This is a genomic window from Actinospica robiniae DSM 44927 (genome assembly GCF_000504285.1).
Lineage (GTDB): Bacteria > Actinomycetota > Actinomycetes > Streptomycetales > Catenulisporaceae > Actinospica > Actinospica robiniae.
In genome coordinates this window covers 6,389,484-6,408,874 of sequence record NZ_KI632511.1, presented here as the reverse complement: position 1 = coordinate 6,408,874, position 19,391 = coordinate 6,389,484, and the positions used below count along the sequence as shown (strand labels likewise).

The following is a 19,391-nucleotide window of genomic DNA, read 5'->3' as shown; positions in this document are numbered from 1 at the left end:
TCAGTACGCTCCCGTCAGCGCCGGGGCCCACACCGTGGTTCGCGCCGGATCGAAGGGGCAGCCGCCGTGGCGCAGGTGGTCGAGGTACTCGTCCCGGAAGTACTTGATGGACGAGACGATCGGCGCCACCGCGCCGTCGCCCAGCGCGCAGAAGGCACGGCCGTTGATGTTGTCGCAGATGTCGAGCAGCTTCTCCAGCTCGGCCTCGCCGCCCTGGCCGGCCTCCAGCCTGCGGTAGGCCTGGACCAGCCAGTAGGTGCCCTCGCGGCACGGGGTGCACTTGCCGCAGGATTCGTGCGCGTAGAACTCGGTCCAGCGCAGCGCCGCGCGCACCACGCAGGTGGTCTCGTCGAACACCTGCAGCGCGCGGGTGCCCAGGATCGAGCCGGCCGCGGCGACGTTCTCGAAGTCCAGCGGCACGTCGAGGTGGTCCTCGGTGAACAGCGGGGTCGAGGAGCCGCCGGGGGTCCAGAACTTCAGCCGGTGCCCGTGCCGGATCCCGCCGGCCAGCTCCAGCAGCTCGCGCAGCGTCACCCCGAGCCCGGCCTCGTACTGGCCCGGCCGCACCACGTGCCCGGAGAGCGAGAAGAAGCCGAAGCCGGCGCTCTTCTCGGTGCCGAAGGTGCGGAACCAGTCCTTGCCGTTGCGGATGATCGAGGGCACCGAGGCGACCGACTCGACGTTGTTGACCACGGTCGGGCTGGCGTAGAGCCCTTCGACCGCCGGGAACGGCGGCCGGTTGCGCGGCTGGCCGCGGCGCCCCTCGAGCGAGTCGAGCAGCGCGGTCTCCTCGCCGCAGATGTACGCGCCGGCCCCGACGTGCACGGTGAGTTCGAGGTCGAACCCGGAGCCGAGGATGTCCTTGCCGAGGAATCCGGCCGCGTAGGCCTCGCGCACCGCCGCGAGCAGCCGCCGGGCCACGTGGGTGACCTCGCCGCGCACGTAGATGAAGGCGTGCCCGGAGCGGATCGCGTAGGCGCCGATGACGATGCCCTCGATCAGCTCGTGCGGGTTGGCCAGCATGAACGGGATGTCCTTGCAGGTGCCCGGCTCGGACTCGTCCGCGTTGACCACGAAGTAGTGCGGCTTGCCGTCGCCCTGCGGGATGAAGGACCACTTGACCCCGGTGGGGAAGCCGCCGCCGCCGCGCCCGCGCAGGCCGGAGTCCTTGACCTCGGTGATCACCTCGTCCGGGGTCATCTCGGTCAGGGCCTTGCGCAGTGCGGTGTAGCCCTGGTGCCGCCGGTAGCCCTCGAGCGTGTACGAGTCGTGCTCGTCCCACGCGCGGGAGAGGACCGGGGCCAGCTTGAGCGTCATGCCGTCTCTCCCCGCTGCTGCGCGATGCGCAGGCCCGCCAGCGACTCGGCGCCGGCCGAGCCGCCGCCGTCCACCGCGTCCTCGCGCCGGTCCTCGAATCCGGCCAGGATCCGCTCGGTCTCCCGGAAGGAGCACACCGCCGGACCGCGGCTGGCCACCGCAGGACGGCCCGCGAGCAGGTCGTCGACCAGCGCCTTGGCCTTGTCCGGGGTCATGTTGTCGAAGAACTCCCAGTTGACCGTCATCACCGGGGCGAAGTCGCAGGCGGCGTTGCACTCGATGTGCTCGAGCGTCAGGCTCCTGCCTTCCGGGCTGACGGCGGTGCGCTCGTCGTTGCCCACGCCGAGGTGGGCCTTGAGCGCGGCGAAGATCTCGTCGCCGCCGAGCACCGCGCACAGGGTGTTGGTGCACACCCCGACGTGGTAGTCGCCGACCTGGCGCCGCTTGTACATGGTGTAGAACGTGGCGACGCCGGTGACGTCGGCCGTGGAGAGCTCGAGCTTCTCGGCGCAGTACCGGATGCCGTCGCCGGAGACGTAGCCCTCCTCGGCCTGCACCAGGTGCAGCAGCGGCAGCAGGGCCGAGCGCTTGACCGGGTAACGCGCGATGACCGCGTCGGCGTCCTGGTCCAGCCGGTCCTTCACGTCCTCGGGATAGCCCTTGGCCGGCACGGACGGAAGCCCGAGTTCGGCGGTGCTCATCGGTCTACACCTCCCATCACTGGGTCGATGGACGCGACGGCCACGATCAGGTCGGCCAGCATGCCGCCCTCCGACATCGCCGCCACGGCCTGCAGGTTGTTGAACGAGGGGTCGCGGAAGTGCACCCGGTAGGGCCGGGTCCCGCCGTCGGAGACCGCGTGGCAGCCGATCTCGCCCTTGGGCGACTCGAGGCCGACGTACACCTGGCCGGGCGGCACCCGGAAGCCCTCGGTCACCAGCTTGAAGTGGTGGATCAGGGCCTCCATGGACTCGCCCATGATGTGCCGGATGTGGTCGAGCGAGTTGCCCATGCCGTCCCCGCCCAGGGCCAGCTGCGCGGGCCAGGCGATCTTCCGGTCCTCGATCATCACCGGGCCCGGCTCGAGCTTGTCCAGGCACTGGGCCACGATCCGCAGCGACTGGCGCACCTCGTCCATCCGGATCCGGTAGCGCCCGTAGGCGTCCGCGGTGTCCCAGGTGACGACGTCGAACTCGTAGTCCTCGTAGCCGCAGTACGGCTGGGACTTGCGCAGGTCGTGCGGCAGGCCGGTGGCGCGCAGGCAGGGCCCGGTGATGCCCAGGGCCATGCAGCCGGTCAGGTCCAGGTAGCCGACGTTCTCGGTGCGGCCCTTGAAGATCGCGTTCTCATTGCACAGCGCCTCGATGTCCTTGATCCGCGTGGGCATCAGGGCGAGGAACTCGCGGATCTTGTCCACCGCGCCGGGCGGCAGGTCCTGGGCCACTCCGCCGGGCCGGACGAACGCGTGGTTCATCCGCAGGCCGGTGATCATCTCGAAGATGTCCAGCACCAGCTCGCGCTCGCGGAAGCCGAAGATCATCGCGCTCAGCGCGCCCATCTCCATGCCGCCGGTGGCGATGCACACCAGGTGCGAGGCGATCCGGTTGAGCTCCATCAGCAGGACCCGGATCACGTTGGCCCGCTTGGGGATCTGGTCCTCCACCCCGAGCAGCTTCTCCACCGCGAGGCAGTAGGCCACCTCCTGGTAGAACGGCGTCGTGTAGTCCATCCGGGTGACGAAGGTGACGCCCTGGGTCCAGTTGCGGAACTCCAGGTTCTTCTCGATCCCGGTGTGCAGGAAGCCGATGCCGCAGCGCACCTCGGTGACGGTCTCGCCCTCGGTCTCCACCACCAGGCGCAGCACGCCGTGCGTGGAAGGGTGCTGCGGTCCCATGTTGACCACGATGCGCTCTTCGGGCGCGCTGCCCTCGTTGCGGGAGAGCTCGCGGGCGATCTCGTCCCAGTCGCCGCCGGCGAGCGTGAAGACCTGCTCCCCGGCCGCCTCGGCGCCCGGCGCGTACGGGTCGCCCACGTACACGTTCGTGTTCTGCTTCGGGTCGGGCTGCTCGGCGCCCTCGTCGACAGCAGCTGCTACGTCAACGCTCATGACGCGACCTCGCTAGCGCTCGGTCGGCGCATGCGCGCGCACACTGTGCCCGTTGATTCGCTCGCAAGCTCGCTCATCGGTAGCTCCTTCGCTGGTCCGGCGACGGAATCTGGGCGCCCTTGAACTCGACCGGGATGCCGCCGAGCGGGTAGTCCTTGCGCTGCGGGTGGCCGGGCCAGTCGTCCGGCATCAGGATCCTGGTGAGCGCCGGGTGGCCGTCGAAGACGATCCCGAACATGTCCCAGGTCTCCCGCTCGTGCCAGTCCGTGGCGGGGTAGACGCCGGTCAGCGAGGGCACGTGCGGGTCCTCGTCCGGGCAGCCGGTCGCCAGGTGCACCCGGCGGTTGTGCGAGATCGAGAGCAGCGGCACCAGGATCTGCAACTCCCGGCCGGCCTCCTCGGGGAAGTGCACCCCGGACACGCCGAGGCAGAGCTCGAACCGGAGCGCCGCGTCGTCGCGCAGGGTCCTGGCCACCTGCACCAGGTGCTCGCGGCGGACGTGGAAGGTGAGCTGGTCGCGGTAGACCACCACCTTCTCGATCGCGGTCTCCGGTGCCAGGCCCTGCTCCTCGAGCGCGCCGAACAGCTCGTTCTCGACCTCGTCGAAGTAGCCGCCGTAGGGCCGCGGGGACTGGCCGGGGAACTCGATCACCCGCACCAGCCGGGAGTAGCCGGAGGTGTCGCCGCCGTTTCCGTTGCCGCCGAACATGCCCCGGCGCACCGCGACGACTTCGGCCGCCTGCATCGCGAGCGGCTGCGGGACCTCGGCGCCGGCGTTCTCAGGAAGGTTCTGATTCTCACTCATGACGCGACCTCGCTAGCGCTCGGTCGGCGCATTCGCGCGCACACTGTGTTCATCGATTCGCTCGCAAGCTCGCTCATCATCCGCGCAGCAGCCCCTTCATCTCGATCGTGGGGACGGCCTTGAGCGCGGCTTCCTCGGCCGCCCGGGCGGCCGCGACCCGGTCGACGCCGAGCGGCATCTTCTGGATCTCCTCGTGCAGCTTGATGATCGCGTCCATCAGCATCTCCGGCCGCGGCGGACAGCCGGGCAGGTAGATGTCCACCGGGACCACGTGGTCCACGCCCTGGACGATCGCGTAGTTGTTGAACATGCCGCCGGACGAGGCGCACACGCCCATCGACAGCACCCACTTGGGGTTCGGCATCTGGTCGTAGATCTGCCGCAGCACCGGCGCCATCTTCTGGCTCACCCGGCCCGCGACGATCATCAGGTCGGCCTGCCGCGGCGACGCGCGGAAGACCTCCATGCCGAAGCGGGCGAGGTCGTAGCGTCCCGCGCCGGTGGCCATCATCTCGATGGCGCAGCAGGCCAGGCCGAAGGTCGCGGGCCACAGCGAGCCCTTGCGCATGTAGCCGGCCAGGCCCTCCACCGTGCTGAGCAGGAAGCCGCTCGGCACCTTCTCCTCAATACCCATGGGGATCTCCTAGTCCCACTCGAGTCCGCCCCGCCGCCACACGTACGTGTAGGCGACGAAGACCGTGACGATGAACAGGACCATCTCCGTCAGGCCGAACCAGCCCAGTGAGTCGAAGGCCACGGCCCAGGGGTAGAGGAAGACGATCTCGATGTCGAAGACGATGAAGAGCATCGCCGTCAGGTAGTACTTCACCGGGAAGCGCCCGCCGCCGGCCGGCTGCGGGGTCGGCTCGATGCCGCATTCGTAGGCGTCGTATTTGGCCCGGTTGTACCGCTTGGGTCCGGTCATCGCCCCCATGATCACGGAGAACACCGCGAATCCGCCCGCGATCAGGCCCAGGAGGAGCACCGGTACGTACGTATCCATCCCGCGCTGCCATCTCCCTACTCGTGAAGAAATTCACAAGCACAACGCGTCAGGTGCCCTTCGCGTCACGCTTCTGCGCTCCCGGACGCGACCTCGCACCCGGGCCGGGGCTTGCCGAACCACCGCACACTGCCTAGCTGGCCGACATCCTACGCCGCGGTGGCTGTGATGTCCGCCACGGCCCTGGAGTGCGGGCTCTTGCTGATCTGTAACGTAGTCCTTACACCGCGCGCCGCGCTTCGTGATCTGCATCACGCCCAGGTCAGGGCTAATCGGATAGATCCGAATTGATCGTCGATCATGAACCGGACATTTAGTGATGATCACGGCTTGTGAGGGCCGTCACAATCCCGAGGGTGAAAGCCGCATGGATGATCCGATTCCTGAGATCGTTTTGACGCGGCGACTCTACTTAATGTAGAAGCCGATCTCTGTTGCCACGCCGAAACCCGCAGGTCGCGCGTCCGGCCGCGTGGTGACGGCGCGGAGACGGCGCGATGACATGTTCGTGATCCCGTCATGACACGACGGTGACAGTCGTGACAGAGAGCTTGTGATCTCGTGCACGAGCGCGGGCAACGAAAAGCCGCCGGGGGCGCGCTGCCCCCGGCGGCTTTCTCGGCTACGCCGCGGCCTGATCCGACGCTAGTTCGAAGACACGGCCTAGGCCCGCGGCGTCACCTTGGCCAGACCGTTGATGATCCGGTCCATCGCGTCGCCGCCGCGCGGATCGGTCAGGTTCGCCAGCAGCTTCAGGGTGAACTTCATCAGCATCGGGTGGGAGAGGCCGCGCTGGGTGGCCAGCTTCATCACCTTCGGGTTGCCGATCAGCTTCACGAACACCCGGCCGAGGGTGTAGTACCCGCCGTAGGTCTCGCCGAGGATGCGCGGGTAGTCGGACAGGGCGAGTTCGCGCTCGTAGGTGCCGGTGCGCGCCTTCGCCTGCGCGATGACGCGGGCGGCGAGCTCGCCGGACTCCATGGCGTAGGCGATGCCCTCGCCGTTGAACGGGTTCACCATGCCGCCGGCGTCGCCGACGAGCAGCAGGCCCCTGGTGTAGTGCGGCTTGCGGTTGAAGCCCATCGGCAGCGCGGCACCGCGGATCGGGCAGGTGCGGTTGTCCTCGGTCAGCTCCCACTCCTCCGGGGTGCCGGCCAGCCAACGGCGCATCATGTCGCGGTAGTCGACCTTGCCGAAGGCCTTGGAGGTGTCCAGGATGCCCAGGCCGATGTTCGAGGTGCCGTCGCCCATGCCGAAGATCCAGCCGTACCCGGGCAGCAGCCGGTCCGGCTGCTTCGAGTCGGTCAGCTCGAGCCAGGATTCGAGGTAGTCGTCGTTGTGCCGCGGATTCTTGTAGTACGCGCGGTAGGCCACGCCCATCGGGCGGTCCTCGCGCTTGTGCAGGCCCATCGCGATGGACAGCCGGGTCGAGTTGCCGTCGGCCGCCACCACCAATGGGGCGCGGAACTCCACCTCGCGGGCCGCGCCCGCGTCACCCGCGGCGTCGTCGCCCGCGCCGGCGCCGAGCTTCGCGCTCACCCCGACGATGCGGGAGGTACGCGGGTCCAGGATCGGGCCGGAGACGTTGCAGTTCTCCAGTAGCCGCACCCCGGCGCCCTTGGCCTGCCGGGCGAGCAGCTCGTCGAAGTCCGAGCGCGGACGCACCAGGCCGTAGTTGGGATGGGCGGCCAGCTCCGGCCAGTCCAGCTCGAGCTGCACGCCGCCGGCCATGATGCGCAGACCCCTGTTGTGCAGCCAGCCGTTGTCCACCGAGGTGTCGATGCCCATCCGGACCAGCTGGGTGACCGCGCGCGGGGTCAGGCCGTCACCGCAGATCTTCTCGCGCGGAAACGAGGTCTTCTCCAGCAGCAGTACGTCCAGCCCGGCCTTGGCCAGGTGGTACGCCGTGGACGAACCGGCCGGACCGGCGCCGACGACGATGACGTCGGCCTGATTCTCACTCAAGCTCTGCACATGGGAAGTCTATCCGGAACGGATTTCCGGAACGATTGTCGGCCCGGATGGCGGCCACGGCCGTGACCGCTACGGCTCAGTCGACGCCCATTCCCTCGCCCTGCGGCGCGTGGTCGGCCGCGGAGTTGTCGACGGCGGGGTGGGCGCGCCCGGCCGGTCCCCGCGCGAACGCGGTGAGCAGGGTGAGCGTGGCCCGGCGGACGAAGGCGCGCGCGGCCTGGCCGAAGTGCGAGGAGCACTGGCTGCCGAGCGCGCACTCCCAGCGCATCGTGCCCGCGTCGAAGACGGCCGCGCCGGATGCCACCGTGTAATAGGCCGACTCCTGGTAGCTGGCCGAGCCCTGGCAGGTCAACGGCGAATGGCTCAGCACCTCGATCGGGTGCGGCGTGGTCGCGATGTCGACGACGCGGTCGAACTCCGGCCCGACCAGGCCCGGGAACGCAGTGCTCTTGGTCGCTCCGGTGCCGGCGAAGATCCAGTTGGCCGGGTCGTAGACGACGTACGGCGCGTCGACCGGATTGCACTGGTAGAGCGAGCCGGTGAGCACGTTCTCCGGCCGCGGATCCGGGGCGTAGCGCCAGTCCTGCGTGGTCTGGGTCGGGTCGCTCGCGGCGAGCGGATCCTCGGTCGCGTCCTTGTAGCAGACGACCAGCCGGTCCGCGCCGAGCCGGGTCGAGCCCCAACGGATGTGCCGGAAGACCGCGTTCGCGCCGAGGAACGCGAGATTGGTGGACTGCTGGTCGCGGGCATCCTGCAGGGTGGCGCGCATGGCCTGCGAGTAGTACTCGTCGTGGCCGTCGGAGACGATCGCGCGGGCGCCCTGGAACAGCTGCGGACTCGTCTCGAGCTCGAGGTCGGTCTCGTAGGCCACCGGCAGGTCGTGCTGTTCGGCGAAGGACACGAGCGCTTGGTCGAAGGGGAAGAACAGGCCGTCGCCCTCGGCCTCGTCAGGGTCGAGATACGGCCGATCGAAGGACACCGCCCTGGCCCGGGTGGCGTATGAGCCATCTGACCCCCGATAGAGCGAATAGCCGCCCCAAGTGTTGTAGGCCTGCCAGGTGGTGATGCCGGCCAGCAGGACGATGTGCCCGGCGGTGGCCGTGGAGTGCACGATCAGCGGCACCAGCCGCTGGTTCCCGGCCGAGGAGACGAGCTTGAGCAGGTACTCGCCGGGCACCCAGCCCGCCGTGGCGACGGTGAGCGAGGGCTGCCATTCGCATTCGACCGTATGAGTGGCCGGATCGACCGATTGAGCCGTCTGACGGACGCCCTTGGTCCGCGGGGACTGCCACACCAGGTGTCCGTCGGCGCCGCCGTAGTACCCGATCCGGTAGGCGGCCACGGTGAACGCGGGCGCCGTCGTGGAGACGTACAGGTGGAACGACTGGCCGGGGGCGACGGAAGCGTGGTCGGTGTAGCCCTCGATGGCGTTCTGCGCCCCGAGCGCCCCGCCCGCGACGGCCCAAGCGCGCGTGCCCGCCTTGCCGTTCTCGGCCGCCACGTCGATCCCGGCGGAGGATTCGTTCGGCCCGTTCGCAGAGAACTGCGGCCCGGAGCTTGTCGAGGACGAGCCGCAGGAGGCGCTCACCAGCGCCGTGACGGCCGCGATCACACAGATCAACACGGCCGACAGAACGCGGGTGTAAGGGGCGACGCGAGCCTGGTCAGAGCGCCGCGTCATGTTTTGGAGCCCCTTCGCTCACCCGCATTCCGATAGATGCCAGGATAGGGGCATGAGCAGAGCGTCGTTGGCCAAGGAACCGCATGAAGTCGCCGCCATGTTCGACGGAGTCGCCGAGCGCTACGACCTGACGAACGACCTGTTGTCGCTCGGTCAGACCCGCCTGTGGCGCAAGGCCGTGGCCCATGCGGTCGACGCCCGACCGGGTGAGCGCGTGTTGGATCTGGCCGCCGGCACCGGAACCTCCTCGGTGCCGTTCCAGCAGGCCGGCGCCAGCGTGGTGGCGTGCGACTTCTCGCTGGGCATGCTCGAGGTCGGCCGCGAGCGCAACCCGTTCCTGGACTTCTGCGCCGGCGACGCGATGCGCCTGCCCTTCGCCGACGGCGTGTTCGACGTGGTGACGATCTCCTTCGGGCTGCGCAACATCTCCGACACCACCGCCGCGCTGCGCGAGATGCGCCGGGTGACCAAGCCGGGCGGCCGCCTGGTGGTGTGCGAGTTCTCGCACCCGACCTTCGCCCCGTTCCGCACGGTCTACCTCGAGTACCTGATGCGCGCCCTGCCCGCGATCGCCAGCCGCGCCTCATCGAACCCTGAGGCCTACGTCTACCTGGCCGAGTCCATCCGCGCCTGGCCCGACCAGCGCGGCCTGGCCACGCTGCTGCAGGCCTCCGGCTGGCGCAACGTCGCCTGGCGCGACCTCACCGGCGGCATCGTCACCCTCCACCGCGGCCGCGCCTGAGCCGGCGGCGACCGCCGCGCCGCCCTCAGGCCGCGCGGTGCACGAGCGTGCCGCCGAGCACGGTGACGAGGCAGCGGTGGGCGCCCTCGGCGGCGGCGTCGAGGAGGGCGGAGTAGGCGTCGGCGGGGTCCAGGCCGGCGAGGCCGGGGATGGCGAAGGCGGCGAGGTCGGCCGGGCCGCCCGGCTCGATCCGGCCCGCGTCCGCGAGGGCCATCGCGCCGGCGCCGCCGAGGGTGGCGGCCTCGAAGATCCGGCGGTCGAGGTCGGCTTCGTGGTAGCCCTGGGCCCGCGCCAGTTCGCGCAGCGCCGCGGCCTCCTCCAGCAGGTCCAGCGACGGGGATGAAGCCAGCGAGTCGGTGCCGATGCCGAACGGCGAGCCTTCGCGCAGGTAATCGGCCACCGGCGGCTGGCCGGACTGCAAGATCTTGTTCGACCGCGCGCACAGCGCCGGGTAGACGCCGCGTTCGCGCAGCACGGCGCGGTCGGCCGCGTCGCAGTGCACGCAGTGGGCCGCGTGCACGTCCGGGCCGAGGACGCCGAGCTTGTCCAGGTAGCCGGTCGGGGTCAGGCCGCTGCCGCCGTCGCGGATGAGCTCCATCGCCTTGCCTGCCTTGGCCATCGTCTCCGCGAACGGACCGGTCCCCTCGGCCACGTACCGCGACTCGGCGGGCGACTCGGCCACGTGCGGGTGGATCCGCAGGCCCTTGTCCCGGGCGATGGCCACCGCGTCGGCGAAGACGGCGCCGGCGACCGTGAACGGCGTGTGCGGGGAGACGCCGACGCGTCGGCCGGCCGGGGCGGCGGCGAGCTGGTCGAGCAGCCGGGTGCGGCCGGACTCGGACCAGCTGCGGGCGTCCTGGAAGACGACCTCGAGGTAGGAGATGCCGCCGATGCCGCTGCGCGCGGTCGGCGCCAGCACGCAGGCGTCGGTGACGATGTCGGCGACGGCGGTGGTGCCCGAGTCGAGCATCAGGTTCACGCCGCGGCGCGCGGACTCGCACCACATCGCCTCGGTGAAGCTCGGCCGGCGCGCGGTCAGCTGGCTGATCCAGACGGGGAACGGCTGGCCCAGCGCGTTGAGGTCCTCGAAGTCGGTGTACTGCAGATGGGCGTGCGCGTTGACCAGGCCCGGGGTCAGCACGCCGGCCCAGCGGCGCTCCCGCACGCCCGGGTGGGCCGCGGCCAGCTCGGCCCGCGGTCCGACGGCCGCCACCCGGTCCCCGTCGACGAGCACCGCGCCGTCGCCGATCGGCTCCGCGGACACGGGCAGGACTATCGGCGCGCTGTGGAGGGTCTGCATGCGCATGACCTTACCGAACCGCCCTCTTCGCGCCGACGGCGCACAGGTCTGATTCACGCGCGCTGCCGGGGGCGCGGCGGTGGGCTCTAATCGACCAGGGTCAGCGCGGTCGAGGCGATGTGCGAGCGCACGCGGTCGTCGACCGGGTCCTGGCTCGGGTCCTCGTGCACGGCGAGCAGCTCGTAGGTGGTCGAACGCTGCGCCGGGATCCGGCCGGCCGAGCGGATCAGGTGGATCAGCTCGCTGCGCTTGGAGCGGTGCCGGGCGCCGGCCGAGGAGACCACGTTCTCCTCCAGCATCACCGAGCCGAGGTCGTCCGCGCCGTAGTGCAGGCTCAGCTGGCCGGCCTCCTTGCCGGTGGTCAGCCAGGAGCCCTGGATGTGGTTGACGTTGTGCAGGAACAGCCGCGCCACCGCGATCAGCCGCAGGTACTCCAGCGTGGTGGTCTGGGTACGGCCCTTGAGATGGTTGTTGTGCGGCTGGTAGGTGTACGGGATGAAGGCGCGGAAGCCGCCGGTGCGCTCCTGCACCTCCCGGATCATGGCCAGGTGCCGGATCCGCTCGGCGTTGGTCTCACCGGTGCCCATCAGCATGGTGGAGGTGGACTCCAGGCCGAGCGTGTGCGCGGTCTCCATGATCTCCAGCCAGCGCTCGCCGGACTCCTTGAGCGGGGCGATCACGGTGCGCGGACGGGCGGGCAGCAGCTCGGCGCCGGCGCCGGCCAGCGAGTCGAGGCCGGCCGCCTTGATCCGGGTGACCGCCTCCTCGATGCCCACGCCGGAGACCTTGGCCATGTGCTGGATCTCGGAGGCGCCGAGGGAGTGGATCACCAGCTCCGGGTAGCTCTCCTTGATCGCGGAGAACGCCCGCTCGTAGTATTCGACCCCGTATTCGGGGTGGTGCCCGCCCTGGAACATCACCTGGGTGCCGCCGAGCTCGACCGTCTCGCCGCAGCGGCGCAGGATCTCCTCGAGGTCGCGCGACCAGCCGTCCGGGGACTTGGGCGGGACGTAGAACGCGCAGAACTTGCACGCCGTCACGCAGACGTTCGTGTAGTTGATGTTGCGTTCGATGATGTACGTCGCGGTGTCGGCGAGGTAGGGCAGCTTGAGCCGGCGCGCGGTGTCCGCGGCCTTGCCGAGCTCGTGCAGGGGCGCGTGGCGGTAGAGCTCCAGCGCCTCGTCCTCGGTGATCCGTCCGCCCTCGGCGGCCCGCTCCAGCACGTCAGTCATGGCCTACACCCTACTTCTCGCGTCGCGCTCCGCCCGGACCTTGCATCTTCTTGCCGCTAGTGCGCTTCGTGCGCCCCGAGCACCTCGATGTGCACGTCGGGGTCGACCTCGATCAGGCCGCCGACCTGGCGGGCGAACTCCCGGGCGCCGGCCAGCTGGCGCGGGCCGAAGGAGAAGTCGAGGGTGGTGAAGTAGCGTTCGAGCACGTCGGCGTCGAACTCCTCCCAGCGCGCGGCCTGGGCGGCCACCTTGTCCACCGAATCGATGGCCAGGTCGCGGGAGTAGAGGAAGGAGCGGTGCACCTCGCCGACCAGCTGCGGGTGGGCGGCCAGATAGTCCTTGCGCACGGCCCAGACCGCGAAGACCATCGGCAGGCCGGACCATTCCTTCCAGGCCGCGCCGAGGTCGAGCACGCGCAGGCCGCGGCGCGGGGCCTCGTACAGCGCGGCGCGCAGCGCGACGTCGCCGATGACGACGGCGGCCGGGGCCTCCTGCATCATGATCGCCAGGTCCGGCGGGCAGCTGTAGTAGTTCGGTGACACCTGGAACTTGTCCCGCAGCAGCAGCTGCGCCAGCTGGATCGTGGTGCGGGAGGTGGAGCCGAGGGCGACGCGCTGCCCGTCGAGGTCCTCGAAGGGCACCTGGGAGACGAGGTTGCAGGACATCACCGGGCCGTCCGAGCCCACCGCGACGTCGGCGAGCACGACGAGCTCGTCGCTGTGCCGCAGGAACTCGACGAAGGAGATCGGCGAGATGTCCAGCTGCCCGGCGACGAGGCGCTCGCCGAGCCGCTCCGGGCTGTCCTTGACGAGTTCGAGGTCGAGCAGAGCGCCGGAGTGCATCAGCCCCCAGTAGATCGGCACGCAGTTGAGGAACTGGATGTGGCCGACCCGGGGCCGGCGCTCCAGGCTCACGCGCCGGCTTCTTCGTCTTCGAAGGAGGCCGAGTCGCTCACCTTCCGGCTCAGCTTCTCGGAGAAGTTCTCCGACCGCCTGCCCGCGCGCGCGACGAGCCCGGCGGACATGGCGCCGCGGTACTTGCCGAGCGCGAAGAACGAGGCCACCGACGAGACCACCAGCGCGATGGCCAGCAGGAACAGCCGGTTGAACTGGTCGTCCAGGTGCATGCCGGCGAGCTCCGCGATACCCCAGATCAGCACCAGGGTGACGAGGAAGAGCCCGAGCCGCAACGTGGTGTAGCGCAGCGTCGCGTGCGGGATGCGCGGGGTGGTCGCAGTGACCGGCTCATTGTTCGCACTCACGGATTCACGGTACCTCACAGCTCCAGCGCCATGAGGATGAGGTCCCGGTACGGGGTCGCCCCCGGCTCGTCGCCCGGCCGCTCCGGCAGCTTCAGCCCCTTGTGGATGCGCCCGATCTCGTTGTATCCGCACTTCTTGTAGAACAGCTCGTTGCCGGTGCCGCCCCGGCAGTCGAGGTGCAGCTGCTCGACCCCGCCCTCCCGGGCGACCGCGGCGAGCTCGGCCATCAGCCGGTAGCCGTAGCCCTTGCCCTGGTGGTCCGGGTGCACCATCACGCGTTTGACGCTCTGCCAGTGCGCGGTGAAGGCGAAGGCGTTGCCGACCAGGAAGGCGAGCGCGGCCAGGGTGCCGGCCCGCTCCCCCTGCGTCTCGCGCCCGATCACCAGCCGGTCGCGCCCGCCGAGCACGCCGGCGAACTGCTCACGCGCCGTCAGCTCCACGTCGTCCATGCTGACCGGCGGCACGAAGCCGACGGCTCCGCCCGCGTTGGTCACATCCGTCCAACAGGCCACGATCTCCGCCTGGAGCAGGTCGGTCAGCTCCGGGTCGGACACGAATTCCACCGTCATGCGCCCATTGTTGCATGGATTCACACTCGGCCGCATGAAGTTTCACGCGAAACGCCGCGCGACTTCGCCGGCGCCGGAGACGGCGGCCGCCGCCCCCGCCGCTCCCCTATGCGAACGCCATCGACTGCGGGTTCTCCCGGCGCAGCGGGTCCGGCCCGGGGAACTCGCGCACGACCTCGTACCTGGTGTTGCGCTCGACCGGGGTGAACCCGGCGTCGCGGATCAGGTCGAGCAGGCTGTCGCGGGTCATCTTGTTCGGCGTGCCGAACTCGTCCGCGTCATGAGTGATCTTGTATTCGACCACGGAGCCGTCGAGGTCGTCGACGCCGTAGTTGAGCGAGAGCCCGGCGGTGCCGAGTCCGTGCATCACCCAGAAGCACTTGACGTGGTCGAAGTTGTCGAGCAGCAGCCGGGAGACGGCGAAGGTCTTGAGCGCCTCGGCTCCGGTGGCCATCGGCTGGTCCATCAGCCGGTTGCGCTGCTTGCCGTCCTTGGAGTCGTGGTAGTCGTGCTGGAAGCGCAGCGGGATGAACACGGCGAAGCCGCCGGTCTCGTCCTGCAGCTCACGCAGCCGCAGCACGTGGTCGACGCGGTGACGCGGCTCCTCGATGTGGCCGTAGAGCATGGTCGAGGGGGTGCGCAGGCCCTTGCCGTGGGCGAGCCGGTGGATGCGCGACCAGTCCTCCCAGTGCGTCTCGTGGTCCACGATCCGGCGGCGCACCTCCTCGTCGAAGATCTCCGCGCCGCCCCCGGTGAGCGATTCCAGGCCGGCCTCGATCAGCTCGTCCAGGATCTCGTCCGCGCTGAGGCCCGAGATCCGCTCGAACCAGTGGATCTCGGTCGCGGTGAACGCCTTGATCGAGACGTTCGGCAGCACGGCCTTGAGCTCGCTGATCGACTTGGGGTAGTAGCGCCACGGCAGGGTCGGGTGCAGGCCGTTGACGATGTGCAGCTCGGTGATGCCGTCCGGCTCCATCTCCTTGGCCAGCCGCACGGCCTCCTCGATGCGCATCGTGTACGCGTCCTTCTCGCCCGGCTTGCGCTGGAAGGAGCAGTAGGCGCAGGAGGCCGAACAGACGTTGGTCATGTTCAGGTGCCGGTTGACGTTGAAGTAGACCCGGTCGCCGTTCTTGCGGGTGCGCACCTCGTGCGCGAGCGAGCCGAGCCAGGCGAGGTCGTCGCAGGCGTAGAGGGCTTCGCCGTCGGCGCGCTCGAGCCGTTCGCCGGCGAGCACCTTGGCTTCCAGTTCCCGCTTGAGACCGACGTCCACGGCCCGCTCCTTCACACCTTCGGCAGTAGATAGCGGGCCCAGCCTACGCCGGGATCAGTCCTCGGCCGGGATGGGGATCTGCCGGCCCTCCCACTTGGTGGACAGGGCGATGGTGGTGCGGGTGCGGGCGACGCCGCGGATGCGGCCGAGCCGGCCGATGATCTTCTCCAGGCCCAGCGGGTCGGCGGCGCGCACCTTGAGCAGGTAGGACTCCTCGCCGGCCACGAACCAGCAGTCCTCGATCTCGGGCACGTCCTTGAGCCGGCGGGCGACGTCGTCGTGGTCGGCGGCGTCCGAGAGCAGCACGCCGATCAGCGCGGTCACCCCGAGCCCGAGCGAGCCCGGGTTCACCGCCGCGCGGTAGCCGGTGATCACCCCGGCCTGTTCCAGCCGGTTGATCCGGTCGGTCACGCTCGGGCCGGACAGGCCCACCAGCCGGGCCAGTTCGGCGTAGGTGGCCCGCCCGTTGGCTCGCAGCGCCTCCACCAGGGTGCGGTCGACCGCGTCCACCGTGCTCTCCGCCTTCCGCCCGTCCGGGTCGCGCCCGGATCCCGCCAGAACCGGCGCGAAGGGGGCGCGCGGGTCGGGTCCCAGGGTACCGCCGCGCGCGAAGGCCCGAACCACGCCTGTGATCAATTAGACATTCCCGCCTTGGAGCCTTAGAATCTAAGGCATACAGACGACAACATCTTCAATTTTAAAGAGGCTGCGGAGAAGATGATCTACAACACCGAGTTCCTGAAAGCCCTTCACGCCGAGCGGCTCGCCGAGGCGCGCCAGGCCCGCCTGGTCAAGATCGCCCGCAAGCGCCCGCGTACGAAGACCGCGCGCTGACCAGCGCGCCGAAGACCATCTGACCGCTCTCCCCCCGAGGCGCCGCACCCGAGCCGTCCCCCTCCCTCCGGCCGGGTCCGGCGCCTCGCGCTTTCCGAGCCGTCCCCCACCCAGATCTCCCCGACCGGGTCCGGCGCCTCGCGCTTTCCGAGCCGTCCCCCACCCAGATCTCCCCGACCGGGTCCGGCGCCTCGCGCTATTCCGCCCCGTCTTCGAGCCGGGCCTCGCCGAGCGTGCCCGACCAGCGGCGCAGCAGATCGTGCTGGACGCCAAGCGCGTCCAGGGCCTTGCCGGCCACGAAGTCCACCAGCCGCTGCACGCTCTGGCCGCCCGCGTAGAAGCCCGGGGACGCGGGCAGCACCACCGCGCCGGCTCGGCTGAGCGCGAGCAACTGCTCGAGTGTGCTCGAGCTCAGCGGTGCCTCGCGCAGCACGATCACCAGCGGCCGGCGCTCCTTCAGATTCACCGAAGCCGCGCGCTGCAGCAGATCCTTCGACAGTCCGATGCTGATGCCGGCCACTGCCGCCGCCGTCGCGGGGATGACCACCATGCCCTTGGCCGGATAGCTGCCGGAGGACGGGCCCGCGGCGAAGTCCCCCGCGTGCCAGTAGCGCACCGCGTCCAACCGCGGGTCAGTGCTCTTCCAGTCCAGCAGTGCGGCCAGGTCCTCGCGCCAGTGCGCGTCGCGGAACGAGATCCCGGTCTCGTCCAGGATGGTCAGCCGCGCCGCCCGGCTGACCACCAGGTCGACCTGCTCCCCCGCCCCCAGCAGCCCGCCGATCGCGGAGAGCGCGTACGGGGTCCCGGACGCGCCGGAGATCCCGACCACCCAGGGTCGGCGCGGCGCATACCGGGACGAATCAGGCTCGCTCATGGCTTTGACGCTACGTCACCCGCGCAGACCGCGCACCAGCAGGTCGATCAGCGCGAAGCAGAACAGCGCGATGCCGACGAAGCCGTTCACGGTGAAGAACGCGCGGTTGAGGCGGGTCAGGTCGGTCGGGCTGAGCAGCGCGTGCTCGTAGACGAAGGCCGCGGCCACCACGACGATGCCGAACCACCAGAACGCCCCGGCGTGGGTGAGCCCGCCGAACAGGATGAACAGCGCCATGGTCACCACGTGCGAGCCGCGCGCGGCGTTCAGCGCCACGGCCACGCCCCACTTGGCCGGCACCGAGCCGAGACCCTGCTCGCGGTCGGTCTCGATGTCCTGCAGCGCGAAGATCAGGTCGAACCCGCCGATCCAGATGCCCACGGCCAGGCCGAGCACCACCGCGTCCCAGCTCCACGTGCCGGTCACCGCGACCCACGCGCCGATCGGGCCGATCGCCTGGGCCAGGCCCAGCAGCGCGTGCGGGACGTTGGTGAACCGCTTGCCGTAGGGGTAGAGCACCAGCGGCAGCACCGCGAGCGGCGCCAGCCAGAAGGCCAGCCAGTTGAGCGACGCGGCCGCGGCCAGGAACACCGCGAGAGCGGTGATCGCGCCGACCCAGGCGGTCTTGACCGAGAGCACACCGGTCACCAGCTCGCGCCGGGCAGTGCGCGGATTGCGCGCGTCGAACTCGCGGTCGATGATCCGGTTGACCGCCATGGCGAAGCTGCGCGCGCCCACCATCGCGATCGTCACCAGCACCAGCTGGCGCCAGTGCACCGTCTTCGAATCGGAGAACATGGCCGTCAGGGCGGCGATGTAGGCGAAGGGCAGCGCGAACACCGAGTGCTCGAGCAGCACCAGGTTCTTGAACGCCTTCGCCTTGCCGCCGAGGCCGCGGGCCGGTACCGCCCCGGTCGCGTCGTTGACCGTGGTCACAGGCCGTACTCCTTCCAACGCCGATCCACCTTGGCCGCGGTGGCCGGATCGGAGACGATCATCTCGGGCCAGCCGCCGTTGCGCGTGTACCCCTCCTCGGGCAGTTTCCGCGTGGCGTCCAGGCCGATCTTGCCACCCCAGAACTGCTGGTAGGAGGCGTGGTCCAGGTGGTCCACGGCGCCCTCGGTGAGCATCAGGTCGCGCGCGTAGTCCACGTTCCCGAAGGCGCGCCAGGACACTTCGGCGTAGTCGTGCACGTCGCAGTCCGCGTCGACGACCACGATCAGCTTGGTCAGCGACATCAGGCCGGCGCCCCAGATCGCGTGCATCACCTTCTGCGCGTGCTTGGGGAAGCGCTTGTCGATCGAGACGATGGCGCAGTTGTGGAAGCCGCCGGTCTCCGGCAGGTCGTAGTCGACGATGTCCGGGATGATCATCTTGAGCAGCGGCAGGAAGAAACGCTCCGTGGCCTTGCCCAGCGGGCCGTCCTCGGTGGGCGGCCGGCCGACCACGATGGACTGGAACATCGCGTTCTTGCGCATCGTCATGGTGGTGACGGTCAGCGCGGGGAACGGCTCGACCGGGGTGTAGAAGCCGGTGTGGTCGCCGAACGGGCCCTCGGGCCGGGTGACGCCGGGCTCGAGCCAGCCCTCGAGCACCACCTCGCAGTGCGCGGGCACCTGCAGCGGCACCGTCTTGCAGTCCACCAGCTCGACCCGCTCGCGCTGGATGAATCCGGCGAACAAGTACTCGTCGATGTCCGCCGGCAGCGGCGCGGTGGCCGCGTAGCTGACCACCGGCGGGCAGCCGAACGCGATCGCGACCGGCAGCCGCTCGCCGCGGCGCTGCGCGACGGCGTAGTGGTTGGTGGAGTCCTTGTGGATCTGCCAGTGCATGCCGACCGTGCGCGCGTCGTGGCGCTGCAGGCGGTACAGGCCCAGGTTGCGCTGGCCGGTCTCCGGGTGCTTGGTGTGGGTCAGGCCCAGGTTGAAGAACGCGCCGCCGTCCTGCGGCCAGGTGTGCAGCGCGGGCAGCAGGTCCAGGTCGACCTCGTCGCCGCTGAGCACGATCTCCTGGCACGGCGCGGTGCGCACCTTCTTCGGCGGCACGGTGCGCAGCTGCGCCGCCTTGCCCAGCGCGTCCTTGAAGCCGGAGACGCCGTGCGGCATCTCCGGCTTGAGCAGACCGGCGATCCGGTCGCCGATCTCGTCCAGGCTCTGCAGCCCGAGGGCGAGGCACAGCCGCCGCTCGCTCCCGAAGACGTTCATGGCGAGCGGCAGCTTCGAGCCCTTGACGTTCTCGAACAGCAGCGCCGGTCCGAGCTGCCCGGCCGGCCGGTGCTTCTGCACCCGGTCGGTGATCTCGCCGATCTCGAGGTAGGGGTCGACCTCCGCCTTCACCCGGCGCAGCTCGCCCTCCTTCTCGAGGGCCTTGAGAAACGAGCGGAGATCTTCATAGGCCATGTCGACAAGTATCCACCGCCCCG

19 protein-coding genes are annotated in these 19,391 nt (G+C 70.0%); 1 reads left to right on the top strand and 18 read right to left on the bottom strand.

Features of this window, described 5'->3' with window-relative positions:
- From nuoF to ACTRO_RS27375, 8 genes are all read right to left on the bottom strand, one after another.
- A complete protein-coding gene (gene nuoF / locus ACTRO_RS27410; RefSeq protein ID WP_034267619.1) occupies window positions 1–1,317 on the bottom strand; it encodes an NADH-quinone oxidoreductase subunit NuoF in 1,317 nt (438 codons plus the stop codon).
- On the bottom strand, window positions 1,314–2,018 hold the full coding sequence (gene nuoE / locus ACTRO_RS27405; protein WP_051451472.1) for an NADH-quinone oxidoreductase subunit NuoE: 705 nt from the start codon (window positions 2,016–2,018) through the stop codon (window positions 1,314–1,316). Before nuoE ends, nuoF begins: the two co-directional genes overlap by 4 nt.
- On the bottom strand, window positions 2,015–3,424 hold the full coding sequence (locus ACTRO_RS27400; RefSeq protein WP_084316553.1) for an NADH-quinone oxidoreductase subunit D: 1,410 nt from the start codon (window positions 3,422–3,424) through the stop codon (window positions 2,015–2,017). The genes nuoE and ACTRO_RS27400 overlap by 4 nt, the downstream gene beginning before the upstream one ends.
- A gap of 73 nt (window positions 3,425–3,497) precedes the next feature.
- A complete protein-coding gene (locus ACTRO_RS27395) occupies window positions 3,498–4,229 on the bottom strand; it encodes an NADH-quinone oxidoreductase subunit C (RefSeq protein ID WP_034267616.1) in 732 nt (243 codons plus the stop codon).
- Window positions 4,230–4,305: 76 nt separating this feature from the next.
- Window positions 4,306–4,863 (bottom strand): NuoB/complex I 20 kDa subunit family protein, encoded by a 558-nt coding sequence (locus tag ACTRO_RS27390; RefSeq protein WP_034267613.1) that lies wholly within the window; start codon window positions 4,861–4,863, stop codon window positions 4,306–4,308.
- 9 nt (window positions 4,864–4,872) lie between these two features.
- Window positions 4,873–5,232: an NADH-quinone oxidoreductase subunit A gene (locus ACTRO_RS27385; RefSeq protein ID WP_034267610.1), complete on the bottom strand. Its 360-nt coding sequence runs from the start codon at window positions 5,230–5,232 to the stop codon at window positions 4,873–4,875.
- Window positions 5,233–5,895: 663 nt separating this feature from the next.
- Window positions 5,896–7,206, bottom strand: coding sequence for a geranylgeranyl reductase family protein (locus tag ACTRO_RS27380; RefSeq protein WP_034267608.1), 1,311 nt, complete (start codon window positions 7,204–7,206; stop codon window positions 5,896–5,898).
- A gap of 76 nt (window positions 7,207–7,282) precedes the next feature.
- Complete coding sequence (locus ACTRO_RS27375) at window positions 7,283–8,887, bottom strand: N,N-dimethylformamidase beta subunit family domain-containing protein (protein WP_157436475.1); 1,605 nt, start codon at window positions 8,885–8,887, stop codon at window positions 7,283–7,285.
- Window positions 8,888–8,939: 52 nt separating this feature from the next.
- Here ACTRO_RS27375 and ACTRO_RS27370 point away from each other — a divergent pair, with 52 nt between their 5' ends.
- Entirely contained in the window at window positions 8,940–9,629 is a 690-nt protein-coding gene (locus ACTRO_RS27370; RefSeq protein WP_034267606.1) for a demethylmenaquinone methyltransferase, read from the top strand.
- Window positions 9,630–9,654: 25 nt separating this feature from the next.
- Here the strand turns inward: ACTRO_RS27370 and ACTRO_RS27365 are convergent, their stop codons facing one another.
- From ACTRO_RS27365 to ACTRO_RS27320, 10 genes are all read right to left on the bottom strand, one after another.
- On the bottom strand, window positions 9,655–10,929 hold the full coding sequence (locus tag ACTRO_RS27365) for an amidohydrolase family protein (RefSeq protein ID WP_034276997.1): 1,275 nt from the start codon (window positions 10,927–10,929) through the stop codon (window positions 9,655–9,657).
- An 86-nt stretch (window positions 10,930–11,015) separates the two neighbouring features.
- Complete coding sequence (gene mqnC / locus ACTRO_RS27360; RefSeq protein ID WP_034267603.1) at window positions 11,016–12,161, bottom strand: cyclic dehypoxanthinyl futalosine synthase; 1,146 nt, start codon at window positions 12,159–12,161, stop codon at window positions 11,016–11,018.
- 56 nt (window positions 12,162–12,217) lie between these two features.
- A complete protein-coding gene (locus ACTRO_RS27355; RefSeq protein WP_034267600.1) occupies window positions 12,218–13,075 on the bottom strand; it encodes a menaquinone biosynthetic enzyme MqnA/MqnD family protein in 858 nt (285 codons plus the stop codon).
- Entirely contained in the window at window positions 13,072–13,422 is a 351-nt protein-coding gene (locus ACTRO_RS49125; protein WP_051451470.1) for a DUF4229 domain-containing protein, read from the bottom strand. Before ACTRO_RS49125 ends, ACTRO_RS27355 begins: the two co-directional genes overlap by 4 nt.
- Before the next feature lie 14 nt (window positions 13,423–13,436).
- Window positions 13,437–13,991, bottom strand: a complete 555-nt coding sequence (locus ACTRO_RS27345; RefSeq protein WP_034267597.1) for a GNAT family N-acetyltransferase — start codon at window positions 13,989–13,991, stop codon at window positions 13,437–13,439.
- Between the two features lie 106 nt (window positions 13,992–14,097).
- A complete protein-coding gene (gene mqnE / locus ACTRO_RS27340; RefSeq protein ID WP_034276993.1) occupies window positions 14,098–15,261 on the bottom strand; it encodes an aminofutalosine synthase MqnE in 1,164 nt (387 codons plus the stop codon).
- Between the two features lie 54 nt (window positions 15,262–15,315).
- Entirely contained in the window at window positions 15,316–15,771 is a 456-nt protein-coding gene (locus tag ACTRO_RS27335; RefSeq protein WP_034276992.1) for an Lrp/AsnC family transcriptional regulator, read from the bottom strand.
- Window positions 15,772–16,291: 520 nt separating this feature from the next.
- The gene (locus ACTRO_RS27330; RefSeq protein ID WP_034267595.1) at window positions 16,292–16,969 is read right to left on the bottom strand and encodes a UbiX family flavin prenyltransferase; all 678 of its coding nucleotides are present in this window, start codon (window positions 16,967–16,969) and stop codon (window positions 16,292–16,294) included.
- 15 nt (window positions 16,970–16,984) lie between these two features.
- Window positions 16,985–17,905 (bottom strand): menaquinone biosynthesis prenyltransferase MqnP, encoded by a 921-nt coding sequence (gene mqnP, locus ACTRO_RS27325; protein WP_034267592.1) that lies wholly within the window; start codon window positions 17,903–17,905, stop codon window positions 16,985–16,987.
- On the bottom strand, window positions 17,902–19,368 hold the full coding sequence (locus ACTRO_RS27320) for a menaquinone biosynthesis decarboxylase (RefSeq protein WP_034267589.1): 1,467 nt from the start codon (window positions 19,366–19,368) through the stop codon (window positions 17,902–17,904). The genes mqnP and ACTRO_RS27320 overlap by 4 nt, the downstream gene beginning before the upstream one ends.
- Window positions 19,369–19,391: the final 23 nt, after the last annotated feature.

What these genes read in the sequence shown, in the direction of transcription:
- ACTRO_RS27330 (WP_034267595.1), bottom strand. Translation starts at nt 16,969, where the DNA reads ATGAGCGAGCCTGATTCGTCCCGGTATGCGCCGCGCCGACCCTGGGTG.
- ACTRO_RS27345 (WP_034267597.1), bottom strand. Translation starts at nt 13,991, where the DNA reads ATGACGGTGGAATTCGTGTCCGACCCGGAGCTGACCGACCTGCTCCAG.
- nuoE (WP_051451472.1), bottom strand. Translation starts at nt 2,018, where the DNA reads ATGAGCACCGCCGAACTCGGGCTTCCGTCCGTGCCGGCCAAGGGCTAT.
- ACTRO_RS27375 (WP_157436475.1), bottom strand. Translation starts at nt 8,887, where the DNA reads ATGACGCGGCGCTCTGACCAGGCTCGCGTCGCCCCTTACACCCGCGTT.
- ACTRO_RS27390 (WP_034267613.1), bottom strand. Translation starts at nt 4,863, where the DNA reads ATGGGTATTGAGGAGAAGGTGCCGAGCGGCTTCCTGCTCAGCACGGTG.
- ACTRO_RS27320 (WP_034267589.1), bottom strand. Translation starts at nt 19,368, where the DNA reads ATGGCCTATGAAGATCTCCGCTCGTTTCTCAAGGCCCTCGAGAAGGAG.
- ACTRO_RS27385 (WP_034267610.1), bottom strand. Translation starts at nt 5,232, where the DNA reads ATGGATACGTACGTACCGGTGCTCCTCCTGGGCCTGATCGCGGGCGGA.
- mqnC (WP_034267603.1), bottom strand. Translation starts at nt 12,161, where the DNA reads ATGACTGACGTGCTGGAGCGGGCCGCCGAGGGCGGACGGATCACCGAG.
- nuoF (WP_034267619.1), bottom strand. Translation starts at nt 1,317, where the DNA reads ATGACGCTCAAGCTGGCCCCGGTCCTCTCCCGCGCGTGGGACGAGCAC.
- ACTRO_RS27370 (WP_034267606.1), top strand. Translation starts at nt 8,940, where the DNA reads ATGAGCAGAGCGTCGTTGGCCAAGGAACCGCATGAAGTCGCCGCCATG.
- ACTRO_RS27395 (WP_034267616.1), bottom strand. Translation starts at nt 4,229, where the DNA reads ATGAGTGAGAATCAGAACCTTCCTGAGAACGCCGGCGCCGAGGTCCCG.
- ACTRO_RS27365 (WP_034276997.1), bottom strand. Translation starts at nt 10,929, where the DNA reads ATGCAGACCCTCCACAGCGCGCCGATAGTCCTGCCCGTGTCCGCGGAG.
- ACTRO_RS27400 (WP_084316553.1), bottom strand. Translation starts at nt 3,424, where the DNA reads ATGAGCGTTGACGTAGCAGCTGCTGTCGACGAGGGCGCCGAGCAGCCC.